This is a genomic window from Enterobacter sp. RIT418 (genome assembly GCF_003057745.1).
Taxonomy (GTDB): domain Bacteria; phylum Pseudomonadota; class Gammaproteobacteria; order Enterobacterales; family Enterobacteriaceae; genus Enterobacter.
Map to the genome: position 1 here is coordinate 1 of NZ_QBJD02000006.1, position 24,348 is coordinate 24,348.

Consider the following 24,348-nt stretch of genomic DNA (forward strand, 5'->3'; position numbering starts at 1 on the left):
TCTTATAAATTAACAACAATGCCATTTAACAATTTGACTTTCCGTTACTCAGAGTATTAGACCATTTTAGTTAAAAGGTGTTCTGCAAGAGCCTCCTCTTGATAGCATCGACTAACCAACATTTCAAAAAAAGGTTTTACATCACGATAAGCCACTGTTTTTTTTAATGGTAAAACGGTTTGTATACTTTTAAGAACAGTCGAAAACTTCATTCGATTGAACCCTCTGCCATCACACTTTTGGCATTTTTTAAACACCGGAATTTCTTTCAGTAAGGTTTCTCTTCGATTCAACACTTTCCCCCTGCCTCGGCACTGGCATTTACTTGGAATAGTTCCCTTACCATTACATTTTTTGCATAGTATTTTTACCACTTCACGCCTATGTAGATCATTTTCATGAATAACATGATCATTTTTGATAGTAGAATCGATTGATTCTGGAGAAGGGGAGGGCTTCCTGTTGGTAAAAACTTCTGCCTCAATAAATCCGGTGCTGTTACAATTCTCACAGTCACGCACATTTGAAGCACTTTTAGAGTAATCTTGATAGGCATAAGTACAAATTATTTTTATTAATTGCCTACATGTCTCAGGGGGGTAACATTGAAAGACAGGATACTTCTTAGTATTCATCATTGCTACAGAATAAAGCTTAGTCAAAGCTTTCTCCGGTGAAATAATATCTATTTTAGCCAAAAAAAGCTCGACGCCAAAAATACCTTTATTATCAAGGTAGCTGATTGCTGCTAACAGATCACTCTTTCTAAGATTATTGCCCGATGGAACTGATGGAACACCATTCAGATGAACATTCTGAGGTGAAAAAGAACGGGCGATTTGCTCAAGATTCATATAATCTCTCCATAATCAGATTATCCATTATACCCATAGTTATGTACAAGATAGCTTTTCCCTTTCTAAAGAAAGCATAATGACCTGATGCTCAATTCACATCACCACTCATCCCATACGTGAAAATAAAAAAACACTCACTATAACTCTGAGAATGATCATATAATATACAGCTACCTTAACTACTCCATCTTCTTGCTTAAGCTGTAAGATTAATTTACAGGCATATATCAAGAAATACAAATGGTTATTTGCATTTTTTTATTGCCCCCCATACAATGAAATAGCCACAAAACTGCCATCAAATTAAAGGATAGATTGTATTTATGATTGAATTTGGAATTCGATTAAAAAAACAACTTCATGAAATGGGCCTAAGCCAATCCGAATTCGGTAGGCGAATAGGCACCACATCTCAATCTGTTAATGGCTGGTGTCTTTCCGGCACTCTTCCACGCCATGATGTTTTAAACAAAATATCAGAAATGACTGGCAAACCTCTATATTGGTTTTTTATGTCCGAAAATGAAGAAAAGGAATTGATGAATACTATCAAACTATACTTCAGAAATAACATTTTACAACACTCTGATCACCCAAAGGAAATCAGAATATCACCCAGCATTCAAAAAGATTTTTCTTTGAGAGTACTAAATTCGAGATTAAGTAACGATGAAATATACTAAATACAACAAAATTACATTCCACCAAAGACGTTAAAATGAATAGCATATAAACAAAAATAAAGAGCACATTACAGAAATTTCAATAAAACATTTAGTCACCCGTTCCCATTTAAACAAAAATATTTACCATAATTACCCTACAATATTTCGTAATGGCTCTTTATACTTCTCAACTATGATAATGTCTATCTCAAGCATTGCTCTCGAATATATTGCTGCAAACCGCTAATCATTTTCTCAGAAATCAAAATTTCTCTCCTGAGGGAGAAATAAGCCCGTTGAGCGTCTCGTGTAAGTTCGGGGCTGGCTGCATCAGCCACGCGGGTGGAGGTGGTGGGGATAGACATGCGACTCGGGCAGGTGGCGGCGATACGCAGCCGCTCAGCATCAGACTCAACACGATACTCAAGCTGGTTAATCGTATTTTTTGCTTCCCTGAGCTCAGTTGTAAGTTTTTCATCTAGTTTCCGTACCTGTCTTGAGTTCTGTTGAAGATTAGTTATCTGGGATTTGGCCAGCGCCAATTCGAATGTAGAAGCCTCCAAGTGTGATTTGCTATTTTTCCACAAAACAAAAAATATAATCGCACATGTTAATAACAATAACAATATAGTAATAACAAATGTAAAAAGGATATTTTTTGAAAACAAAGCCCCCCCTTGACACTTTGAATTGAACAACACTGAGGATTCTGGAAACAGCACCAGGTTATAGTCATGTTCAGAAAATGGAAACTATGTACTTCGTTGTTTATACAAGATGATACTGACAGCGATAGAATACGTGGGAAGTGGATTCATATCCACTCATGCTATTTACTCCTTGATTTTCTAGTATTTAGGATGGGCATTCTACGAGCATCGCCCCACATGAAAGATAGCTGGATGTGGTTTAAGATTGATAAAAAAAAACGCCCGATTAGTATCAGGCGTTTTGTATCAAACAGCTAAACTGTAAGAATCAACTAAATTAATAAAATCAGATTTAATGTAATTGCTTCAATGTTTGAAGGTCACAAATATCCAGTGTTGTAATAAACATAAGTAAAATTTCCTTTGAGTGCAAGTGTGGTTTCATATTTTTTTTAAAAAAAATCATAACCTAATGAATTTTAATAAAATTCCCCCCCCCTTCACACTTAACATTGTTCGTTCACAGACAAAGAAAATACGTTGAAAACAGGAAGCCCGACAGCCCAAATGGTGAGTAGTACTAAAAGGATTATACTCCCTCTTACACTTCCCTCTAAATCTCCGCCACACTCTCAACAATCTCGCCTGCCGAAGAATCGTCATCGGCATCCCGTAACCCCTCCAACTCCCTAAAGCTCCCCTCTCCAGATACACAACCCGATCCGCAGAGGCGATGGTTTACGGGCGATGGGCAATCAGCAGGGCTCTGTCGCGTTAAAGAATGGAAGATGAAGAAAACTGCGCAGCCTGTTTTTCAGACAGCCAGCAATAAAATTGTTCTGCCGATGATAATCCGTCTCCGGCTGGGTGATGACATTGTCCCTTACGTATCATGTGGATTAACTCAACTCCTGCCAGTACCGTCTGCGCACGCCGGAATGATTTGAATCCCATCATCGAGCGTATCCGGCGTTTGATGTTTCGGTGATCCTGCTCAACCAGATTGTTCAGGTATTTACTCTGCCTGACGGTAATAGTTTCTTCTTCAGGTTTACCGGCGTTGAGTGTAGTCAGCGCTACCATGTTGACGCCGCTTTTATCAATAGTCACCACCTCAGGTTCATCATGGTGTCGAATGGCTTTGCGAAAGAAGCCTAATGCCGCGGCAGCATCCCGCGTGGCGGTCAGCAGGAAATCAATGGTCTGGCCCGCAGTATCGACCGCGCGGTACAGATATTTCCACTGCCCCCTGACCCTGATGTAAGTTTCATCCATTCGCCAGCGGCGACCCACGGCACGTTTATGCCGACGAAATGCCTTATCCAGCAGTGGGACAAGACGAATGATCCACCGGTGAAGCGTGGAATGGTCGACGGTGATACCGCGCTCAGCCATCATCTCCTCCAGATTGCGCAGGCTGAGTGAGTACGCCAAATACCAGCGGACACATTGCGCGATGATATCAACGGGATAATGCAGGCGTCTGAAGGCGTTCCGGATCAAAGTCATGGTCAGGTAATATCATAAAAAAACAGAAGATTACCCGACCTCGCCTTAATGCGACAGAACCTCTGAAAGGGGGCGCGATGCGCAGAGAATCGCTCGATAATGTCTTTATTCAGGCGGCTATTATTGCATTAATCATTATTCTGCTGGCAATCTGGATTAGATAAGAGACTTTTTGTCTCGCCTGTTTGCCGGGCTGCGGCTAACATCTTGCCCGGCAAACCGTTCACGCATAGGAAATTGAAATTCTTCCAGCTCTGGAATGTGATGGTTGAAATTAAACTATTGCTTGATTGGTACGCCATCGAGGCTCTGAAAGATCACTAAAAAAAAACAGGCCGGAAATTTCGGCGGTTCCGGCATAAAACCCCTATTTCTGCCTTTCCGGGCATCAAGGCAGCTATACCCGGCAAAAAGCGCAGCACACCGGGAGAAGCGCAATACAGGCAAAATACCTGATTTTACAGGCTGGCAAATACAGACATGAGAAAGGGTTTATCGACACATGATGCCCATAAACAGGTACACACTAAGTTAAAGCCCCCGGAAATTATTCCTCCAGTAAGACCCCGAACATGAGGCCATTTCAGCAAATTGCCACTCATCAGGAAAAACATGTGGACTATGCTTTCTCTCCCCTCTTCCCGGAAGCGGTAACAGACGACACAATGGTGGTAAAAAAACAAATTATGTAATTAGCATACATTCCGCTGGTTAATCAATGAATAGGCAATGATAGCGCGAAGTTATTTTTTATCCTGGTGTAAATAACAGGGAAATAATGAAAATGAATATACTTTCATGCCGTCCAGCGAGGATAACCCCGGACATTCCCGTCAGACACACCATGCAGGATATGGCAGGAAGGGATCGTGAAAAGCAACCGAAAAGACCAGTTGCTGCTCTTATTATATCCCCTGCACTTCTGAAGCGCAGGATTCCAGCCAGCAGAGCGTGATGGCTGAGCCTCAGGTGATGCAGAATAACATAAGGAGAAAAGGATGTTGCATAGTAAAAATGTTGGTGGTACAGAAATTTTCCGCGCGAGTGAAGCGCATGAGAGGAAAGTCTATAACAGAGTGAAAGAATGCGTTTTCAGGCATTTCAGTCCGGGACTCTACACCGATAAAACCGACATTGTTAACATCGTTAATCTGATGTACAGGGAGTATTATGACATTCTCGATGAATACCTTCCTGCAATCCCTCCCCGGGAATTTGTGGCTTTCCTGACTGAACAGTATGAGCAATACGGGAAAGTATCAGACGCTCACAAACTCGGCGAACTCTCAGATGAAGACGAAGTCTTCTGGTCATCCTGGGCAATTTATGCCAGACGGGGCATCAAGCACATTCTGGAATTACTTTGTCGCTCCCGAATGGAATCGGGTAACGCTTGCGGCAGACAGGCCGTGGAGGAGGAGGCTATATCCATGGTTTTCATCGCAGCAGAAGAACTGGTGAGTCTCTACATGCGAAGTGATAATTACAGAAACATACTGGACGAAGTGACCCTGAGGTTAGATCCTGATGTGTACACCTACTTCCATGTTGCTCAGGACAGCAGTCATCAGTTTGACAAACGTCAGGCCTTCCGTGAAATCTCAAAATATGTTCCGGTACCCATGTTTCTTCAGGACACGACCGCACACGCGGAAGTGTTAAATGTGAGCTTTACGGAAACAACCGGCATCAGCTATATGGATACGCTGGGTGTGATCCAGTGGCTTATCGATACGTACAGTGACAGAGAGCAGCCCGGACTGCCCGGAAGTTTTGTATGGAAGGACGCCATCAGAAAATTGACACACGCTTTCAGCATAACCGCCTCGCAGGCCGAATTAATCATCGGTGGATTCACTCTGAGTGCTGACAATATGGAAGACCGCGAATTATTTCGTCCCAAACAGGAGTACCGGGCATATAAACGGGGATTCTTCCGGGATCAATCCCATGGCGTGGACCAGGTCTTTTTCTCGCGCCGCATGGCTTTAGAGTGCCTGACACTCCTCGTGTCTGATGTGCCATTCCGCAAGCTTCCACCCGAGTGGCGCTCCCGGAGTGTGAATAACGCGCTCAATACGTTGTCCCTTAAGGCCGGACGCTGGTTTGAAAACGTGATTGCGAATAATCTGACCGCCGCCGGCATCGTCGGGTCGACATCAGTGAAGGCGATAAGCCTTAATAAAAATGAACGGCTGAAAATCCCGGCCGACACCGGCGAGATAGACTTCCTCGGTTTTCATGAGGAGAAAAAATTACTGGTGATTATCGAGGTAAAACAGGTCGGTTTTGCCACTGAGCCCAGAATGCACCTGGATGATTTATCAAAATTCACAGGCGGTCAGGACAATTACAGTACCCGGTTTATAAAAAAATATCGCTGGGTACTTGAGAACATTGACAGTGTGAAAAAACACTTTCATCACAAATTCGGCTTAACCACCGAACTCAACACAGCCGGCTACGCAATGGTTACACTCTACCCCACAATCGCCGCGACAAAAATAGAGGAGTTTACCTGCATTTCAGTTAGCGAGTTTATGCATGAATACCTTGAAAATGAGACATGGCCATTCAGTCAGACATCCTTGCGCTGATTCTGCACGCTTATGCCCACGTATCCCTGGGATGTTTTCACTTGCGAAATCAGAACAAACCTTAAAACGGTGCTCCATGCGATGAAAAAATGTAAACCAGGAACTTAATGCTTTTAGCTGCCGGGTTGAGTTCCGCTACGGCAAAATGACGCCGAAAAATTCGTACCCGGAGTGGCTGACTGTGCGGCCAGGCAGACTGACAGGAGGAGCTGCTGATATCCTCCCGTCAGACTCCCGTATCCGGATTATTGCTGCCGTCACCAATATGCGTAAGTTCTTCAATGACCAGTACCAGTAGTGCGGGAATCTGTAATACGCTGCTGTACCCATACCTCCACTTCACTCCTGAGCCAGCGTGAACTGCGGCCGAGTTTAATGGGTTTAGGAAACAGTCCGTCCTGAATGAGTTTATAAAACCACTTATCACTCAGTCCCGAAATTCTGTAATGAATGCCATATCCACAAGTCTGTCATTCAGCAGGTCAGCCGTAGTATGCATTTTTGTCATGACGATTTCTCTCTGTCTGAAGGGAATGAACGACAGGAGCACCAGAATGATTGATTTATCGTTAATCAGGTACTCCGCCATAACATTCCTTTCACCAATAGAAAAATACTTTCCCGTAATCAGAACTGACTACAGCCAAAGTTACGCTGACCATCGGTACTATCCTTACTGTACTCTTTTGCCAGATAATTGACCCGGTTAGTTATTTCGGTATATTTCTCAGTAAACTTTTCGCTGTTCCGGCTCAGATGGTAATAACAGTTTTCAGGAAATTCTGTCAGGACATAATATTGCGTATGGTTTTTCATGGTATGGAGCCCCAGCGCCCTAACCCAGGCCTCCATAATCATCAGAGCCAGATTATGCGAATACCGACCATTTATGGCTGTATAACGCCCTGGATAGGCATATGCTTCTCTGTTAAGCAATAACGTAACATGGTAATGTTTTTTACCGGACTGATTGAATTCACGTACCCAGATATAACGTATCCGGCTGGGATGAATACGCTTGCCCTCATTATGCTTTTTCAGTAAGTCTGCAATAAGCTGTGAATTCAGGGATGCAAAAAACCGTGTAATTAGAGATGAATCCGTATTGCATGCAGTAGTATCAGTATCAGGTAAACGCAGATCGATTCTCAGTACCAGTATTCTTGGGTATTCCTGAATGGCTTTATCAATGATGTTCTGGATACGTTTTACATAAACGGACTTTAGCATGCCATAGCTGGCTGTATTAATAATCATTAGTTCATAACCTTTAAACGTGGGTTTATCCAATAGAATAATAATCAGCAGTATTAAATTGATATATTTACAGAGCGTTTCGCCCTGATACATTCTTAACCACTCTATGCATTATTCACACTAAATCAGAAACGCTTATCACACTGAGTAAATGACAGTATTACATCTCACTTAGTTACACACTCAATATAAATAAACAAACCAAAATGTACACAACATAAAACACCCTACCAACATGACATCCATATCTTGATTAACACCTATGTGATGATTAATGCCTGTTTAATATCTAATATCTAATATCTAATATCTAATATCTAATATCTATACAATATATTACCAACCCGACAACAAGAACCCGGTAAAAATGAGAAATGCAATAAAAGAAGAAAAGTGGTTTTTCGCTGTTTAAATTCGGCCTTCCCTTTAAAATTCACTCTCAAGTTAGCACCAGATTATTGTCTTCACCCTTCTCATTACGGACTGGAGTTCCACCCGCGTATCACTTGCATCATATTGCACGAAAAAGCGGTCTGGTATTTTTCATCGCGGCCATAGTCATGCCTTATCCGGTAACATACCCTTATCCACGATGAACTACGTTCTCATTACGTAAACACATCCAGTTAACCTCATACCACTACGTAAAAACTACTACTTACAAATTAGTGCTACGTATTCACTACAAAAAGGTGTCATAATGATACGACAAAACGAGTAATATATGTACAATCACTGCCAGCAAGGGACATTCGTGACGGACAACACCCGACTGAACATCAGAACAAAAGACATTCGCACCTGTCGTTTTTACTTTCACTATATTCATGCGAATATCCCCGAAAGCAGAAATCATGCGTTTGACGGTAATAACCCGGATGTCGCCCGTTCATGCCGGATTATTAATGATGTTCTGGAGGCCTATCTCCCGGCGTATCAGGAGCGACTGATATTTATCCGGAAAATGGAACTGGCGCTCAGCACAACGCTCCTTCCTGAGAAAAACTTTTTATGGCTGGATAACGACACCCGGGCAACATACTGGTTATGGGGAAAAGCATGTCTGGATCCGGAATGCAACCAGAGCATCAGTCAGGCGCTGAAGAATGTGGCTTACTTTTCATGGTATAAAGGATCCGGACTGACCTTATCTCCGGCCAGTCATCATGAACGTCTGACGGCACTAATTGCTTTTGTGGATTATCTCTGCGTCAGCACGAATAATTCGCCCGCGATCCGTAGTTGGCTGACGCACAATCTTGATATCTGGCGAAAATATGCCATCCGACTTACCCGATTTAAATGGCTCACTCCTGACGATGCGGACACCAGTGTGTGGGCATACCGCTCCCTTGTGAAATATCAGCAGGCTTTTACTTCTGAAACTGATAACCCACTTTGTCCCGTGATGCTTCCTTCCCCTGTTAACGCGGAAGAGGCATTTAATACCTTTTATGCACTGCTGGATTTATGGGAAATAAACAATAAAATACAGCAGGACACCATCAGAAAGCTGAATAAAGCGTTTTATCAGAAAACTTTCCGCAAAAAACAGGCCGCCCGTAAAGGCAGGGATACGCTCAGTGAAGAGCATGCCGACAAACTGGCATTTCTGGTGGAATTTTACCGGACGGATAATATGTCCGTTCTTGAGATGCTGATAGACGATCGTTTCAGGGGACTGGACACACGTACAAAGGCCATACAATCGTTCCGCCGACGGCCCTGAGAAAGGGCTGTATTTCTGTCGTGACGGCAGGAAGACAGTTCAGAATTTAAGTTGTAAATATTTTCAGCCCTATATTACCACCGTGATAACCCGTCCTTTTATCACTGGTGAAATATGAATAATGAATCCCCGACACAAACGCCACTGACGCAGCTCCTGTCCGGACTGCCTGGTGAGGTAGCCGGTATAATCAGCCATAAACTCAGCAGTATTATTAATTATGAACCTGTCATCGGGCTGATGGGAAAAACAGGCGCAGGTAAATCCAGCCTCTGTAATACCCTGTTTCGCAACTCTCCGGCGAAGGTGAATGCCGTCAGGGGATGTACGCGACGTATACAGCGCTATCAGGTACGCCACGACAGCCGTATTCTTCATATTCTTGACTTTCCCGGTATCGGGGAAACGCCGGAACTCGACCGGATATATTGCCGCCTTTACCGGGAAGAGTCACCCGGACTGGAGCTGGTTGTATGGGTACTTAAAGCAGACGACCGGGCATGGAAGGATGACCTCCGTTGTTACCACGAACTGCTTGCTGCCGGAGCAAAACCGGAGAGTTTTCTGTTCGTACTCTCCCAGGCCGACAAGACAGAGCCCTGCCGGGAATGGGATCTGCTCAGCAATCACCCTTCACCCCAACAGGCCATAAACATCAGCACCCGCGCTGAGCTTGCGGCCGCACTGTTTGCCGCTGTCCATCCGGTCATTGCCGTTTCAGCTGCAGAACGCTATAACCTGGCACGATGGGCCGAAGCGCTACTCAGGGCGCTGCCCGTACGAAGCAGCAGCACCGTTACCTGCCACCTTCATCCTGATTTACGTACTGAATCAGCTGAAAGGATTGCCCGGGACAATTTTGTCAGCGTGGCGGCAGAAATTTTTGACGACGCCACGGTGGTCCTGCAGCGTTCAGGGACGCTCATCCGTCATTTTCAGCACCTGCGCCAGCAGTTCCTGTCCGTTATCCGTGCCGTCTGGCGGTTTCTGTTCTGAATTTCTGTGCCAGCCACTGCCGTTTCGATCTGTTTCGACGATCGAATAAGCCCATTAAATAGCCTTAGGCTATCAATAGCAAAGAACTGATCGTTTTTATTGATAGATATAGACGATCAGTTTACGCATATCGATCTGAATTAACAATTATCCCGCCTTCTGATAAGCCAGTACGATCTGTGCTGCATGTGAAGATACCCCTGCCATTAATAATATTTAATCAATTGTTTATAAAGGAATATTCTATGATTTACTTTGTCTGCATCCTGTCCTCCGGTACGATTCAGCGGGAGGCAAAACCATGAAATCATACCCGTTTGTACGCCCCGACCTGTTCGCCTGGTGCCTGGCGGTTGTTCTCCCGCTTCTCTGGATTGTGCTGTTCCTGAATTTCCCTCAGCCTCTCGCACTGACCATTTATATGATTGTTGCCCTGTCTGGGTGTTGCTGGACCGGTCAAACCTGATGAAGCAGGGCATTACGCCACCGTCCTTTATCTGGTTCTGGTTCCCGGTGGTGTATCTCCGTCAGCGTGACCAGATGCAGGGTAAACCCTGGCGACTGATGCAGGTCTGTCTGCTGTGTACGGCACTGTCATTCGCAGGGATATATCTGCTGAACAAATAGTCCGGGACGGCAAATCTGGCGCAGAATGCCTGTCATGCAGTGACAAAAATCCTGCACGGCGAGGGATTTGACGAACGCTGTATCCGCGTGACAGAGATGCGTGAAGAAGTGAGCGGTCGTTTCTGGCAGGCACAGGCGTTGCTGAGCACCGGCGAAAGTGAGCCCGTGACCATTGAGGTCAGGGGGCAGAATATGTACGTCGTCCTGCCAGAAGCAGGATAATGAACGCAATGAGGATCGTAATAACTGTCGCCAGATTTCTGATTATCGTTGCCGTACTCTGGACCCAGGCGGGCCGGACAGCAGCATACGACCCGAAACCGTTCAGCCACACGGGCGTGGAGGCAGAAAACATACAGGTCACGCACGACCACATCATGGAGGGCGTGGATGATTTTATCATTACCGCCACGAGGGGGAAGGAATCGCAGAAATTTATTCTGACCTGCAGTGGACCGGATAAGCACCTGAACATCCTCTACTGGCTGAAGGACATCACCGGAGGAAAGGCATCCGGCGCAACCGGCATGACCATCCAGTATTACCCGGCGGGAGAGCATCAGATGAAGGCTCATGCGGATCAGCCACTGACACTGTTCGACAGCCAGCTCTCACTGGATCTGACACGCGCAGCGTCACGCATGCTGGATTATAAAAAGGGAAGCTTTGTTTTCCATTTCTATGAAAATGACGGCATATCCGATCACGGTCCACTGGCATGGAGCTGGCAATATCCGGCTCCGAAACTGGCTCCGGCGCTCGCTGGCGCCCTGGTATCCGCCAAGGCCAATAACTGCAGCCTGGCGCAGGGTGAAACCCGTATTGCCTCCCTCGCGCGTCTGGCCGACCATCAGTAAGGATACTGACATGATAGCAGGCGTTATCTATGTGACATCCTGCATTGTTTATGTCCTGGTTCTTGTTCTGGGTTATAGCCTGCTCGTCTGGCATCCCTGGTACTAACAGTATTCTCCCAGGTATTAACCCCGTTATTTTTGTTCACTAAAAGGCCGTACTTCCTTCGGGAGGTATGGCCTTTTTTATTTATGTAATCAAAGGAGTTACCCATGCGTTTAGCCAGCCGCTTTGGCCGGATTAACCAGATACGCCGTGACCGTCCGTTAACCCGTGAAGAACTGATGCAGCATGTTCCCAGCGTTTCAGCGAAGACAAGCACGCGTCACGCTCTGAGCGTTACAGCTATATACCGACGATTACCCTGCTGGAGAATCTGCAGCGAGAAGGATTTCAGCCGTTCTTTGCCTGCCAGACCCGCGTGCGTAATCCCGATAAACGCGACCACACAAAGCACATGCTGCGTCTGCGGCGTGAGGGGCAAATCACCGGTCAACAGGTCCCCGAAATCATTCTGCTTAACAGTCACGACGGCTCCAGCTCATACCAGATGCTGCCGGGGTTGTTTCGCTTTGTCTGCCAGAACGGACTTATCTGTGGCGAAACCTTTGGGGAGGTGCGCGTGCCGCATAAGGGTAATGTGGTGGAGAAAGTCATTGAAGGGGCTTATGAGGTACTGGGGATATTTGACCGGGTCGAAGAAAATCGGGATGCGATGCAGTCGCTGTTACTCCCCCCGCCGGCACAGCAGGCATTTGCCAGAGCCGCGCTGACGTACCGCTTTGGGGAAGAGCACCAGCCGGTAACGGAAGCACAGATACTGATGCCCCGCCGCTATGAAGACCGTCAGGACGACCTGTGGTCAGTTTTCAATCGTTGCCAGGAGAACCTGCTGAAAGGGGGTCTGCCAGGACGAACCGCCAGAGGTAAACGCAGCCACACCCGCGCGGTTAAAGGCATAGACGGCGACGTTAAGCTCAATCGCGCCCTCTGGGTGATGGCGGAAGAACTTCAGCAAGCGCTGAGCTGATGCCACCGCTACCTGATAACGCCCACCAGGCAACCCTTTATCCGACCGCCCTGGAGAACACTCCCTGCAGCCGCTCCATCTCCGATGACGACCTGTGCGCCTGGTGCTCACACCTTCTTTATCGTCCCGGCGAACTCAGCCTGTGCAGCTTAAGCCTCCCGGAGGGGCACTGGCCATCACGCTGTGATGAGGATGGCTATGCGCAGTCCTGCCCGTCACTCCGGCTGAACCAGCATCCCCAACCCGATAAATAAACAAGGAAAAACTAACATGACCGATATTATTAACCTTAACGATACCCTCCCGTTACCGCCACAACCTGCCAGTTCTTCGCCAGCGCTGACCGCCACACTCGTACAGGACGAGCAGCGCATCAGCTTCTGGCCAGGGCACTTCGGCAGCATCCCGCAGTGGATAATCCTCGAACCGACAGTCTTCGCGTGGATGGACCGCTTCTGCACAGACTACCACGGCGGTATCTGGCAGTTTTACACTCTCAGCAACGGCGGCGCGTTTATGGCCCCGGAAGCGGAGAGCGATAAACTCTGGTCGCTGTTCAACACCCTGAACGGTAACGGCGGTGAGCTCAGCGCCGGGGCTGCCGGGATCGCGGTCTGCCTGATGACTTACAGCCACCACGCCATGCGCACCGAATGCGACGCCATGACGGAGCACTATTACCGCCTGCGGGACTACGCGCTCAGCCATGCGGAATGCAGTGCGATCATGCACATCATCGACTGAGGTCAGCCGCCATGGAACAACAGTTACCGCTGTTTGCCCGTGAATTACCCTCTGCCGACCAGCTGACGGTCAGGGAAGCCTTAACCCTGCTGGAAGGGCAGCTTCGTGAACCCGGTGCGTCATTTACGTCCAGCAATGCCGTGCGCGACTGGCTGCGCCTGCATCTAGCCACGCAGGAGAGGGAGTCGCTGATGGTGCTGTGGCTGGACAACCAGCACCGCCTCATCGCCTGCGATACGCTTTTTCTCGGCACCATCAACAGCATCACCGTCCATCCACGGGAGGTCGTGAAGGCCGGACTTCACCACAACGCTGCCGCCGCGCTACTCGCGCACAATCATCCTTCCGGAGAGACTGAACCCAGTCAGGCCGACCGGCTGATTACCGGACGCCTGAAACAGGTCCTGGAGCTGGTCGATATTCGCCTGCTGGACCACCTGGTGGTTGGCGGGATGGATATAGTGTCTTTTGCCGAACTAGGCTGGCTTTAAGGAAAAAAACAACGATGAAGATTATCAGCAAACGCCAGGCTATGACGATATACCGTCAGCATCCGCAGTCCCGGCTGTTCCGCTTCTGTACAGGGAAATACCAGTGGTCCGGTAGCATCTGCCACTACGCTGATCGTGAGGTCCAGGATATCAGCGGCGTGCTCGCGGTCTTTGCAGAACGCCGTCAGGACCACAACGGCCCGTATGTTGTCCTGCGCAGCGTTACCCTGAATTAACACCTAGTTAAGGATTACTTAAATGCAAAGCTCAACAAATGTAGCAAACCACGATATTGCCGCCCCCTAGTGGGGACTTAAGCCTGCAGCTGTCCCGTGTTTTGGCGCACGACTGGTACAGGAGGGCAACCGGCTGCATTACCTGGCTGATCGCGCCAGCATCACCGGCACCTTCAGCGAATCAGACCTGCGCCATCTGGACCAGGCATATCCACTGCTGTTGAAACAACTTGAGTTAATGCTCACCAGCGGTGAACTCACTCCCCGACATCAGCACGGCGTCACGCTCTACGCAAAAGGACTGACCTGCGAGGCAGACACCCTCGGCTCCTGCGGGTACGTTTATCTTGCGATTTATCCGACGCCACCTATGGCACAACCCGCAGGAGAATAGCCATGCCACACGCCTGTAAAATCAGTGAGGTCATTGAACTGCTGCAACAACATCAAAATGGCGACTTCGTATTGTGTTCACTCTGGTACGAAGACGATGTACACAATGTGGATGACTCTGTGACGACAGAAGCGGCCAGAGCGGCATTACGCCATGCTGCCAGCCATCACGACGCAGAGCAGGGTATTAACTGGTTCATACTGGAGGCCACACCTGACGCCATCCGGCAGTAAGTGGTTTTCCAGAAAAAAATCTTAACTCACCGGCCACCTTCATCGTAATACGTCCCCTGTCATCAGCTCCTTATTTAACAGAGATCACCTTTATGCAAACCTTACCCACCATCCCGACGCGGAAGGCACAGTCACGCCCGACGCCCGTTGAAATCTGGCAGCAACTTCTTACTTATCTGCTGGAAAGGCATTACGGCCTTTCGCTTAACGACACACAGTTTGGTGATAGTAATGTGATTCAGCAGCATATTGACGCCGGGATTTCACTGGCAGATGCACTCAATTTTCTCGTTGAAAAATCTGAACTGGTACGAATTGATCGCCCCGTTTTCTCCATTCAGCATCAATCTCCGTTCATCAGCGCTATTGATATACTCCGGGCCAGAAAGGCCACCGGCCTGATGCAACGTACCGGCTATAAGGCGGTGACTTGCGCCATCAGTGGGCAGTCATCCAGGGGGCAGCAATGAAGCTGTCCCTGACGGTGGAAGCCGATACCGTTAATGTACTGGCCCTTAATGGGGGCCGGATCGCCGTCGATATCGATGGTATTTAGCTGGCTGCGCTGATTGATGTGTTCAGTGATAACGGGTATTCGCTTCGTGTTGCTGATACCGCCGGGAAGTTGGTTGTTGAAGATCAGCTACCACGTACCGCCCGTCTGAATGGGATCCAGTGCAGTACCGCCCATATCACGTGTGAGGATAACGCCATTCTCGACCAGGTCACTCTTCAACGCCACGACGGCGGCAACAGTGACTGGAAACTGTACACCGGCTACGGTTACCTGCTTAGACTTAACGCTCGCTTATACCCAGTGCTGGAACTAAAGAGATTGGGGCTTTCAAAGGGCTGCCGTCGGTTAGTGAGCACACTGATACGACGTTACGGGATCGATATGCTACATCTGGATGCAGCGGGTGACCTGTTGCCGGGTTTTAGCACCTTCAACTGGTAGTCTCTCCTTCCGACATGCTCAGTCTCTGCAACACATCCGCTCACAATAATCACAGCCCTGTATTCACCACACGCATAAACGCCAGCCCTCACCGACTGGCGTTTTGCTTTATATAAAGGACATAAACTATGTCAGAACTTGCTCTCACCGAATCCGAAGTGTTAACCGACAATACCGATGTAATTTGCTCGACCAGCATTGAACGTATCGTCACCGGACGCAACGCGGCGCTGGCGCAAATTGAAACGCTGATACAGCAACTCGACGATATCTCGACACTGACCAGCAACATCGGCGGTGGTAAAGCAAATAAATGGGGAGTACGGCAATACCGTTATGACTGCTGGTTGATGGATAAACCAGAAACAGCGATAAAAGCCATCACCCAAAATATCGATCGCAGCATCTGGAAAGACCTGATGAATAAGTCGGGAATACTGGCGCTCATGGACGCACAGGCACGCAACGAGTGGTACAACAGCCTGGAAAAGGACGATATTTCCGCTGTCAGTGAAGAGAATATTCTCAGCACCTTTGAGCAACCACATCAGAGTAAAGCGGAGGTGTTCGAGCGGGGGATCATTACGTGTTTAAGGGACTAAGCTGGGATTACAAGAGCAACAGCCCCTGCAAGTTCGGGAAGAAGATCATCGTTGATGGTCTGGTACAATATGACCGTTGGGGATTTCACTTCCGTCATGGGCGCAGACGTGAGCAGTTAGCGGATTTAGATCGTATGCTGAATCTGCTGGATGGTAAACCTGTTCCGGAGAATCGCAACGATCTTTCCGTCAGGCTGGATGCTCATATCCGCAAACAGCACGCTTCCGTTTTCGAAGACGAGTGTGTTGAGATACGTTACTTCCAGAAAGGGACTGTGCATATCATCTTTATACGCTTTGATTTGATTGATAAGATGAACGGAATAGTTGCCCGCTATTTTCCTGCAACCCTACCACCTCGTACCTGAACCCAAATTCGAGTCACCAGAAACAATGCAAACGGACCGAGGGTACAAATGAGGGCACAAAAATCACCAAATTAAAAATAAACCATATATATCAAAAACATAACAACAAGAATCGATTCCGAGTCCGGCACCACTATTTAGAAAAACCAGCCTTAGGGCTGGTTTTTTGCTTTTGTCTCCCGCTCAACTTAGGGATCGTTCCCATCTAAGTCCAGCAGTTTGTTTTTAAAGATGAACAAACACGCCTCGTTGAAGTTCTCCGCGCCCAGCCGTTCGGACAGCGCCGTTCTCTTCCGGTAGAGGCCTTTGACCGACGTCCCCAGCTCTCTGGCCGCCTCCTCCATCGTCTTTCCCGCTCTAAGCAGCTTCAGCATAATCGCCTCATGCGTGCATAGCCTCAGGTTAAGCAGCCACTTTGTCGTCACGCGCCTGCCCTTCATGTTCAGCACCAGGCTGAAGAACGACGCCGCATCAGACGTCGTGAACGACGTGTCCATCAGCAGCTTCATGCTAAGTAGATTCTCATCGCGGTGCCGCATATCCAGCATCACGCAGTTGATCTTTTTTTTCGTTCTTGCCGAATGGCGTATCAGGTAGCTATATAAACTCAGCGGTGAACGGCTATCAATCAATACTGAGTACTCATCGGCACCGCTATCAAATATGTTTCTGTCAATCGAATCCAGCAGGATTATATTCGGAAAAAACATCCTCATTCCCCAGAAGAGGTAGCGATCCTGCGTCACTAACACAATTGAAGTTGCCACGAGCCATCCCTTTTTGATTTAAGCCAGAATGTTCCTTCAGAAGAAGACCGCATTTGTTCTATAGCGCGCTTACAATAAAGATAAATGTTTTCAGGCTTTGTTTATCCCTTTACTACACGACGACTCGAAAAGCTGTCAAAAGACTACTCGTCAATATCCGACATTAATTATAAGTAAAAAAAAATCTCAGAAAAGTGACTTTTATTGATATTGAGAATTTTTGTCAGGAAACTTCCCAAACATCTCCCAGAAAGTACTTTGATTCACTAAAAAAAAATACATTAAAAATAGTTATTCAATTCATAAAAAGAAGATAAATGAATTAAAATCAAAGAGATAAATCAACTCATTCAACTTGATATCATCATCATGTTTCTCGCCATCCAGAATTATCTCAAAACACAAACCACCCTTTTCGCCATATTTATCTGGCAACATATCAGGTGTACATTACCTCCCATCGATACCCAGACGTTAAGGAACCATAATTACCTTTAGGTAAGTACCCCCATAACAAAATCGTATTTGGATAAAACATTCTCATTTATGGCCTTTAACGCACCGTTAAAGGTAGCCGTGTTATGCAATGGATTCATGATAAATAAATGGCAAATAGATATGGAAAGTTCACCGCGTTTCAATACGTCATTCTCATGTCGCACACCAAAAATATTGCTTCTGTTATTCCTTTTCCCGATTATGGGTCAGGCCGCAGAAACCGTATATGAACAGCAGATTAATCAGGCCCGTAACGGTAATTACACGCCGTTTCTTCATTATCTGCAGCATTATCAACAGCAGCACGCCCTAACGCCTGAACAGGTTGCGGACTGGCTGCAGGTGGCGTCCTGGGCAGGACGTGATGATGAGGTGATTCAGGTCTGGCGGCGCTACAGCGTTTATATGCCCCTCCCTGCCCGGGGCGTGGCCGCTGCCGCGCAGTCCAGGCGAAACCAAAGGGCGTGGCAATCCTCACTTGCTCTTTGGGTGCAGGCCTTGCGCCTGGCGCCAAAGCGCGACGATTACCGTATCGGCTATATCAAAACCCTTGCCGATGCCCGTATGGATAAACAGGCCCTGCGGGAAGCCCGGAAGCGGGTGGCGGAGGATCCTTCCCAGGCACACCTCCAGACGCTCTCGTATGTCTACTTGCGTCAGGGGAAAAGCTGGGATCGGCTTCTGGCAGACACCCGCGCGCTGAATCTTGCGCCTGAGAATGAAGAGAGCCTGAACGCGCTCGTCCATTCGCTAGCGGATAATCGGATCGGCACGCCCGCGCTTGCGCTGTCGCAAAAGGTTACCTTGTCGCCCTCCCAGCGCCGCCGCCTGGAGCTTAACGCCGTCGCCGAAATAGTGCGTCTTGCCGATGCTCCCGCCCGCTCGGAGCAAGAGCGCTTTAACCTCGCGCAGGCGGCGCTCGTTCGCTATGACAGCCTGCTTTCCCGCTGGCAAAAAGAGCCGCAGGCAGAGGAGGATATTACCCGCGCCCGCATCGACCGCCTCGGCGCGCTTTACGCCCGCGGCGATTATCCGAAGGTCATCCGCGAGTATCGCGCGCTCGCGTCCGCGCAACATCCCGTTCCCGAGTGGGCCATCGGCTGGGTTATTTCCGCTTATCTGGAAGAGAAAGACGCGGACGCCGCGCTCGCCCTCCTGCAGCGCTATCCCGGCTACGCGGCCGAGACGCAGGATGATGACCATGCGCTTTTTTTCGCCCTGCTGGACACGGGGCAGTACCGGGCGGCCCGCGAGTACGTTGAGCGCATCGCCCGCAGCGCCCCCTGGAGCCGCTACGACTTTGGCTCCCCCACCGCACAGCCTAACGATCGCTGGCTTACCGGACGGTCGCTCAGGTTTCATTATTTGCTAACGACGAATGCCCTGCCGGAGGCCCAGGCGCTGGCACAGCGGCTGGCGGCAACGGCGCCGGGAAACCAGGGATTGCAGATTGACTATGCCAGCCTGCTTCAGGCCCGGGGCCTGCCGCGCGCGGCGGAGCGAAAGCTAAAAATGGCGGAGGCGCTGGAGCCGTCCAGCATCGAGCTGGAGCAGCAGCAGGCTTACGTGGCGATGGATCTGCAGGAGTGGCGACAGATGGATCTTCTGGCCGACGATGTTCTCGCCCGCGCGCCCGCCGACGGCAGCGTGAAGCGCCTGGACAGGCTCAGAAACGTTCATCATATGTCCGAGCTGCGGATCAACGCGGGCAAGGGATTGCACTCCGATAGCCCCGTCAGCGGCACGCACGATTTGAGCTGGGACGCGACGCTCTATAGCCCTCCCATTGCGGACAGCTGGCGGCTGTTTGGCGGCACCCGCTTTGCCCAGGGCAATTTTGACGAGGGCAAAGGCACCAGCCGCCATCTGTTCGGCGGCGTCGAATGGCGGCCCCGCGATCTTCTGGTCGAGGCGGAACTTTCCGGGAACCGCTATCACGGCGCAAACAGGCCCGGCGCCCGCCTTACCGCCGCCTACAGCCTGAACGACGGCTGGCAGACCGGCGGCAGCCTCGAACGGCTGTCGCGGGCAACGCCCCTGCGAGCGCTGCGCAACGGCATTCGATCCGACCGGGGAGAGGGCTGGGTGCGTTGGTATCAAAACGAACGGCGCGAGTACCGGCTCAGCGCGGCGGCCAGCCGTTTTTCAGACCATAACCGCCGCCAGGAATACGCGCTCACCGGCAAAGAGCGCCTTTGGCAAACGCCTTCCCTGACGCTGGATCTCGAACCCGGCGTATCGGCCAGCGCCAACAGCCGTCGGGACACGCTCTACTACAACCCCGAACGGGATTTGTCCGTTACGGCAGCTCTGTCCGTCGATCACGACATGTACCGTCGCTACGACACCCTCTGGAGCCAGCAGATCGTTGCGGGCGGCGGCGGCTATTGGCAAAAAAATCAGTCCGCGAGGCCCATCACCCTCCTCGGCTACGGGCAACGCGTTCAGTGGAACAACGTCATTGATACCGGCGTGATGCTGAACTGGGATAAACGCCCCTATGACGGCAAGCGCGAAAGCAATCTTTCCGTCACGTTTGACGCGAACATACGTTTTTAAGGATGAATATGCTGACCAAACGTTTTCATATTGGCCTGATCGTCATCGGCTGGCTGTGCCTGAGCGCCGGCGCGTGCGCCCAGACTATCCCGTTTATTGCTCCGAAAGAGAGGCCGTTAACGGAGGCGAATAAGCCCTGGCCGGAGAACCGCTTTTTGGTGCTGGCCTACCACGACGTTGAAGATGATGCCGCCGACCAGCGCTACCTCTCCGTTCGCACCAGCGCGTTAAACGAGCAGATCGCCTGGCTGCTGCACAACGGCTATAACGCCATCAGCGTGCAGGATATTCTGGATGCCCATAACGGTATTAAGACGCTGCCGCCGAAGGCTTTTTTGCTCAGCTTTGACGACGGCTACAGCAGCTTCTACACCCGCGTCTGGCCGCTGCTTGAAGCCTGGAAGGTCCCTGCGCTGTGGGCACCTGTCGGCAGCTGGGTGGATACGCCGGCGAATCAGGCGGTCAATTTCGGCGGGCTGATCACGCCCCGCGAGCGCTTTGCGACCTGGGATAACGTGCGGGAGCTCAGCCGCTCTCCGCTGGTTGAGATAGGTTCACACACCTGGGCCTCGCATTACGGGATACCGGCTAACCCGCAGGGGAGCCGCGAGCCTGCGGTGGCGAATCGCTTCTACGACAGCAAAACGGGACGTTACGAAACGGACGCGCAGTTCAGCCAGCGGATCGGCGAAGACGTCCGAAAAGTGACCGACAAAATCACCCGCGTGACGGGGAAAGCGCCCCGCGCCTGGGTCTGGCCCTATGGTGCCGCCAGCGGCACGTCGCTGGCTATCGCCAAAAAGCAGGGTTATCAGCTTGCCTTTACGCTTGAGGACGGGCTGGCGGACGTGCGGCAGCTCGACAGTATTCCGCGCCTGCTGATAGCCGGAAACCCTTCCATCAAGAGCTTTGCCCGCGCGGTCACCGGCATTCAGGAACGCGACCCCGTGCGCGTGATGCACGTCGATCTTGACTACGTGTACGACCGCGATCCGGCGCAGCAAACCAAAAACATCAACGCCCTCATCCAGCGGGTTTACGACATGAAGATTAGCCACGTTTTTCTGCAGGCGTTTTCCGACCCGCAGGGCGATGGCAAGATCAAAGCGCTTTACTTCCCCAACCGCGGGCTTCCGGTCCGGGCCGATCTGTTCAATTTTGTTGCCTGGCAGCTGCAAACCCGCGCGGGCGTCAAAGTCTACGCGTGGATGCCGGTGCTCTCATTCAGTCTTGCCCCTTCCCTGCCGCGCGTGCAGCGCCGGGATCCTGAAACCGGCAGGCTGCGCGAGGCCACCGAGCCCTACGTTCGTCTCGCGCCGTGGAGCCCGCAGGTTCGCCAGCAGGTGACGGAAATCTATGAAGATCTGGCCCGATACGCCAGCTTCAACGGGATCGTGTTCCATGACGACGCGGTGCTGACGGACGTTGACGATGCCGGGCAGGAGAGCGTGCGGCAAAAGAGCCAAATGCTGATCGGGTTTACCCGTGCCCTGAGCCAGGCGGTGAAGGACATTCGCGGCCCGCAGATAAAAACCGCGCGCAATATGTTCGCCTTGCCCATTCTGCAGCCCGAAAGCGAAGCGTGGTTTGCCCAGAATCTCGATGATTTTCTGGCCGCCTACGACTGGACGGTGCCCATGGCGATGCCGCTGATGGAGTCCGTTCCGGCGCAAGAGAGCAATGCCTGGCTGACGCGGCTGGTTAAGGCCGTCGCCGCGCGCCCCGGCGCGCTCGATAAAACCATTTTCGAGCTGCAGGCCAGGGACTGGGCGCAAACACCACCGCGCGCCGTGTCCGATAGCCAGCTCGCAGAGTGGATGCGCGTGCTTCAGCTTAACGGCATCAAAAACTATGGCTACTACCCCGACGATTTCATCAACAACCAACCTGATATTTCACGCATCAGGCCTGAATTTTCCTCGTACTGGTATCCGGACAATGACTGATCGCATTATCGCCTTCTCAATTTTATGCCTGGTATTCGGGCTGCCGCTCGGCGTGGCCGCCATGTTTACCGGCGAGCTGATTCTGGATTTTGTGTTCTTTTGGCCGCTGTTCATGTCCGTGCTGTGGATAACCGGCGGGCTCTACTTCTGGTATCAGCTTGAACGACGCTGGTCATGGGACAGGCAAACGCCCGCCCCTGCTCTCGCCGGCGAGCCGTTAATTTCCATCCTGATCCCCTGCTTCAACGAGGAGCGGAACGCCCGGGAGACCATTACCGCCGCGCTGCATCAGCGCTACGAGAATATTGAGGTTATCGCGATCAACGACGGTTCATCCGATAACACCGCGCAGGTGCTGCACAAGCTGGCCCAGGAAGAGCCGCGCCTGCGCGTGATAAACCTCGCGGAAAACCAGGGCAAAGCGCTCGCGCTCAAGGCGGGCGCGGCGGCGGCGAGAGGCGACCTGCTGGTCTGCATCGACGGCGACGCCCTGCTCGACAGGGATACGGCCGCTTATCTGGTCGCGCCCCTGATTCAGTACCCTCACGTCGGCGCGGTCACGGGAAATCCGCGCATCCGCACGCGCTCCACGCTGATTGGCCGCATTCAGGTGGGTGAGTTTTCATCGATCATTGGCCTGATAAAGCGCACGCAGCGGATCTACGGCCGGGTCTTCACCGTGTCAGGCGTCATCGCTGCCTTTCGCCGCCAGGCGCTGGCGGACGTGGGGTACTGGAGCCCGGATATGATCACCGAAGATATCGACATTAGCTGGAAGCTTCAGCTTCGCCACTGGGATATTTTTTTCGAGCCGCGCGCGCTGTGCTGGATCCTGATGCCCGAGACGCTAAAGGGCCTGTGGAAACAGCGATTGCGCTGGGCGCAGGGCGGCGCGGAGGTTTTTCTGGTCAATCTTCGCAAGATCGTGCGCTGGGAACATCACCGCATGTGGCCCCTGTTTCTGGAGTACGCGCTTTCCACGCTGTGGGCGTTTGCCTACGCGATGACCGTGCTGCTGTTCATTTTCAGCCACACCGTTACGCTGCCTGCGAACCTCGCCGTCGAGAGCCTGTTTCCCCCGGAGTTTACCGGGCTGCTGCTCGGGGTTATGTGCCTGCTGCAATTCCTCGCCAGCCTCTACATCGAGCGGCGCTATGAAAGAAAGATCGCGGGCTCGCTGTTCTGGGTGATCTGGTTCCCGATGGTGTACTGGATGATTGGCCTGTTCACCACCCTCGTGGCATTTCCGAAAGTGATGCTTAAGCGCCAGCGCTCGCGGGCGCGTTGGATCAGCCCCGATCGCGGAAAAGGAAGCCTTCAATGAGCGAAAATACGTTAATTTTGACCGAGCATCGGCTGTTGCCCCGCCTCTTCGATGCGGCGCTCACCCTGCTGGCGTGGGGAGGATTTCTCTTTTTCTTCTATGCCAACTTGTGGATACAGTTTACCGACGAGAGCAACCACCGCTGGGGGCTCATCATTGCCTCCTTTAATACGGTGCTGATCTATTTACTGATCGCCGCGCTAAACGGCTGGCTGCTGATCCTCTGGTATCAGTACAACCGCCGTCGGGCGCACGTGCGGCGGCACCGGCGGCAGGAATCGCTTCGCCACGAGGAGCTTGCCCGAAGCTTCAACGTTTCACCGCAGATCATCTCAGAGATGAGCCAGTACAACCTGCTGACGGTTTATCATGACCAGATCGGCCGCATCATTGATTTAAAGATTAACGAGCAGCAGGACGAGGAAGAACGGTAAAAAAAGCCCCCGCAGGATCGCC

At 50.6% G+C, this 24,348-nt stretch carries 24 protein-coding genes and 5 pseudogenes; 23 read left to right on the top strand and 6 right to left on the bottom strand.

From position 1 onward, the window contains the following. Positions 1 to 56: 56 nt before the first annotated feature. Positions 57 to 854: an antitermination protein gene (locus tag DBY73_RS08380; protein WP_112010721.1), complete on the bottom strand. Its 798-nt coding sequence runs from the start codon at positions 852 to 854 to the stop codon at positions 57 to 59. Positions 855 to 1,180: 326 nt separating this feature from the next. Here DBY73_RS08380 and DBY73_RS08385 point away from each other — a divergent pair, with 326 nt between their 5' ends. Beyond that, positions 1,181 to 1,540: a helix-turn-helix transcriptional regulator gene (locus DBY73_RS08385; protein WP_112010722.1), complete on the top strand. Its 360-nt coding sequence runs from the start codon at positions 1,181 to 1,183 to the stop codon at positions 1,538 to 1,540. 185 nt (positions 1,541 to 1,725) lie between these two features. On the opposite strand, the gene DBY73_RS08390 is transcribed toward DBY73_RS08385, so the two are convergent. Beyond that, positions 1,726 to 2,190 carry a lysis protein gene (locus DBY73_RS08390; protein WP_181573216.1) on the bottom strand — a complete coding sequence of 155 codons (465 nt, stop codon included), beginning with the start codon at positions 2,188 to 2,190 and terminating at the stop codon, positions 1,726 to 1,728. A gap of 756 nt (positions 2,191 to 2,946) precedes the next feature. Next, positions 2,947 to 3,681 (bottom strand): IS6 family transposase, encoded by a 735-nt coding sequence (locus DBY73_RS08395; RefSeq protein ID WP_112010724.1) that lies wholly within the window; start codon positions 3,679 to 3,681, stop codon positions 2,947 to 2,949. Positions 3,682 to 3,758: 77 nt separating this feature from the next. Here DBY73_RS08395 and mgtU point away from each other — a divergent pair, with 77 nt between their 5' ends. After that, complete coding sequence (gene mgtU / locus DBY73_RS22320; RefSeq protein ID WP_258458424.1) at positions 3,759 to 3,845, top strand: magnesium transporter protection protein MgtU; 87 nt, start codon at positions 3,759 to 3,761, stop codon at positions 3,843 to 3,845. A gap of 834 nt (positions 3,846 to 4,679) precedes the next feature. Beyond that, entirely contained in the window at positions 4,680 to 6,278 is a 1,599-nt protein-coding gene (locus tag DBY73_RS08400) for a hypothetical protein (RefSeq protein ID WP_112010725.1), read from the top strand. 278 nt (positions 6,279 to 6,556) lie between these two features. Here the strand turns inward: DBY73_RS08400 and DBY73_RS08405 are convergent. Next, positions 6,557 to 6,777 (bottom strand): annotated as a pseudogene (locus DBY73_RS08405) (AlpA family transcriptional regulator). 128 nt (positions 6,778 to 6,905) lie between these two features. Further along, positions 6,906 to 7,628, bottom strand: a complete 723-nt coding sequence (locus DBY73_RS08410; protein WP_258458413.1) for an inovirus Gp2 family protein — start codon at positions 7,626 to 7,628, stop codon at positions 6,906 to 6,908. A gap of 661 nt (positions 7,629 to 8,289) precedes the next feature. Here DBY73_RS08410 and DBY73_RS08415 point away from each other — a divergent pair. The 16 genes and pseudogenes from DBY73_RS08415 (at position 8,290) to DBY73_RS08480 (ending at position 16,798) form a co-directional block, all read left to right on the top strand. Continuing rightward, positions 8,290 to 9,264, top strand: coding sequence for a hypothetical protein (locus DBY73_RS08415; protein ID WP_146745755.1), 975 nt, complete (start codon positions 8,290 to 8,292; stop codon positions 9,262 to 9,264). Positions 9,265 to 9,378: 114 nt separating this feature from the next. Next, the gene (locus tag DBY73_RS08420) at positions 9,379 to 10,260 is read left to right on the top strand and encodes a GTPase (RefSeq protein ID WP_258458414.1); all 882 of its coding nucleotides are present in this window, start codon (positions 9,379 to 9,381) and stop codon (positions 10,258 to 10,260) included. Positions 10,261 to 10,561: 301 nt separating this feature from the next. Continuing rightward, entirely contained in the window at positions 10,562 to 10,726 is a 165-nt protein-coding gene (locus tag DBY73_RS22375; protein WP_309300352.1) for a hypothetical protein, read from the top strand. Beyond that, complete coding sequence (locus DBY73_RS22380; RefSeq protein ID WP_309300353.1) at positions 10,726 to 10,887, top strand: hypothetical protein; 162 nt, start codon at positions 10,726 to 10,728, stop codon at positions 10,885 to 10,887. The genes DBY73_RS22375 and DBY73_RS22380 overlap by 1 nt, the downstream gene beginning before the upstream one ends. 39 nt (positions 10,888 to 10,926) lie before the next feature. Then, complete coding sequence (locus tag DBY73_RS22385; RefSeq protein ID WP_309300354.1) at positions 10,927 to 11,109, top strand: hypothetical protein; 183 nt, start codon at positions 10,927 to 10,929, stop codon at positions 11,107 to 11,109. Beyond that, on the top strand, positions 11,109 to 11,744 hold the full coding sequence (locus DBY73_RS08430; protein ID WP_258458415.1) for a hypothetical protein: 636 nt from the start codon (positions 11,109 to 11,111) through the stop codon (positions 11,742 to 11,744). The genes DBY73_RS22385 and DBY73_RS08430 overlap by 1 nt, the downstream gene beginning before the upstream one ends. Positions 11,745 to 11,954: 210 nt before the next feature. Beyond that, positions 11,955 to 12,772, top strand: a pseudogene (locus DBY73_RS08435) (DUF932 domain-containing protein). Next, a complete protein-coding gene (locus tag DBY73_RS08440; protein WP_112010727.1) occupies positions 12,772 to 13,026 on the top strand; it encodes a hypothetical protein in 255 nt (84 codons plus the stop codon). The pseudogene DBY73_RS08435 and the gene DBY73_RS08440 overlap by 1 nt, the downstream one beginning before the upstream one ends. A 16-nt stretch (positions 13,027 to 13,042) precedes the next feature. Continuing rightward, entirely contained in the window at positions 13,043 to 13,516 is a 474-nt protein-coding gene (locus DBY73_RS08445) for an antirestriction protein (protein WP_112010728.1), read from the top strand. Positions 13,517 to 13,527: 11 nt separating this feature from the next. Then, a complete protein-coding gene (gene radC / locus DBY73_RS08450; RefSeq protein ID WP_112010729.1) occupies positions 13,528 to 14,007 on the top strand; it encodes a DNA repair protein RadC in 480 nt (159 codons plus the stop codon). Between the two features lie 14 nt (positions 14,008 to 14,021). Next, positions 14,022 to 14,243, top strand: coding sequence for a DUF987 domain-containing protein (locus DBY73_RS08455; protein ID WP_112010730.1), 222 nt, complete (start codon positions 14,022 to 14,024; stop codon positions 14,241 to 14,243). 22 nt (positions 14,244 to 14,265) lie between these two features. Beyond that, positions 14,266 to 14,637, top strand: a pseudogene (locus DBY73_RS08460) (type IV toxin-antitoxin system YeeU family antitoxin). A gap of 2 nt (positions 14,638 to 14,639) precedes the next feature. Next, positions 14,640 to 14,870, top strand: coding sequence for a hypothetical protein (locus DBY73_RS08465; RefSeq protein WP_112010731.1), 231 nt, complete (start codon positions 14,640 to 14,642; stop codon positions 14,868 to 14,870). Positions 14,871 to 14,962: 92 nt separating this feature from the next. Then, entirely contained in the window at positions 14,963 to 15,340 is a 378-nt protein-coding gene (locus tag DBY73_RS08470) for a TA system toxin CbtA family protein (protein ID WP_112010732.1), read from the top strand. Next, positions 15,337 to 15,828 (top strand): annotated as a pseudogene (locus DBY73_RS08475) (DUF5983 family protein). The gene DBY73_RS08470 and the pseudogene DBY73_RS08475 overlap by 4 nt, the downstream one beginning before the upstream one ends. Positions 15,829 to 15,956: 128 nt before the next feature. Beyond that, positions 15,957 to 16,798: pseudogene (locus tag DBY73_RS08480) on the top strand (DUF4942 domain-containing protein). Between the two features lie 188 nt (positions 16,799 to 16,986). Here DBY73_RS08480 and DBY73_RS08485 read toward each other — a convergent pair. Continuing rightward, positions 16,987 to 17,565, bottom strand: coding sequence for a LuxR family transcriptional regulator (locus DBY73_RS08485; protein ID WP_112010733.1), 579 nt, complete (start codon positions 17,563 to 17,565; stop codon positions 16,987 to 16,989). A gap of 618 nt (positions 17,566 to 18,183) precedes the next feature. Between DBY73_RS08485 and pgaA the strand changes: the two genes are divergently transcribed. From pgaA to pgaD, 4 genes are read left to right on the top strand one after another with little or no spacing between them, the layout of a single operon-like run. Then, positions 18,184 to 20,622, top strand: a complete 2,439-nt coding sequence (pgaA, locus tag DBY73_RS08490) for a poly-beta-1,6 N-acetyl-D-glucosamine export porin PgaA (RefSeq protein ID WP_112010734.1) — start codon at positions 18,184 to 18,186, stop codon at positions 20,620 to 20,622. Between the two features lie 8 nt (positions 20,623 to 20,630). Next, positions 20,631 to 22,568, top strand: a complete 1,938-nt coding sequence (pgaB, locus tag DBY73_RS08495; protein ID WP_112010735.1) for a poly-beta-1,6-N-acetyl-D-glucosamine N-deacetylase PgaB — start codon at positions 20,631 to 20,633, stop codon at positions 22,566 to 22,568. Continuing rightward, on the top strand, positions 22,561 to 23,892 hold the full coding sequence (gene pgaC, locus DBY73_RS08500) for a poly-beta-1,6-N-acetyl-D-glucosamine synthase (protein WP_112010736.1): 1,332 nt from the start codon (positions 22,561 to 22,563) through the stop codon (positions 23,890 to 23,892). The genes pgaB and pgaC overlap by 8 nt, the downstream gene beginning before the upstream one ends. Next, the gene (pgaD, locus tag DBY73_RS08505) at positions 23,889 to 24,326 is read left to right on the top strand and encodes a poly-beta-1,6-N-acetyl-D-glucosamine biosynthesis protein PgaD (RefSeq protein WP_112010737.1); all 438 of its coding nucleotides are present in this window, start codon (positions 23,889 to 23,891) and stop codon (positions 24,324 to 24,326) included. Before pgaC ends, pgaD begins: the two co-directional genes overlap by 4 nt. Positions 24,327 to 24,348 lie beyond the last annotated feature (22 nt).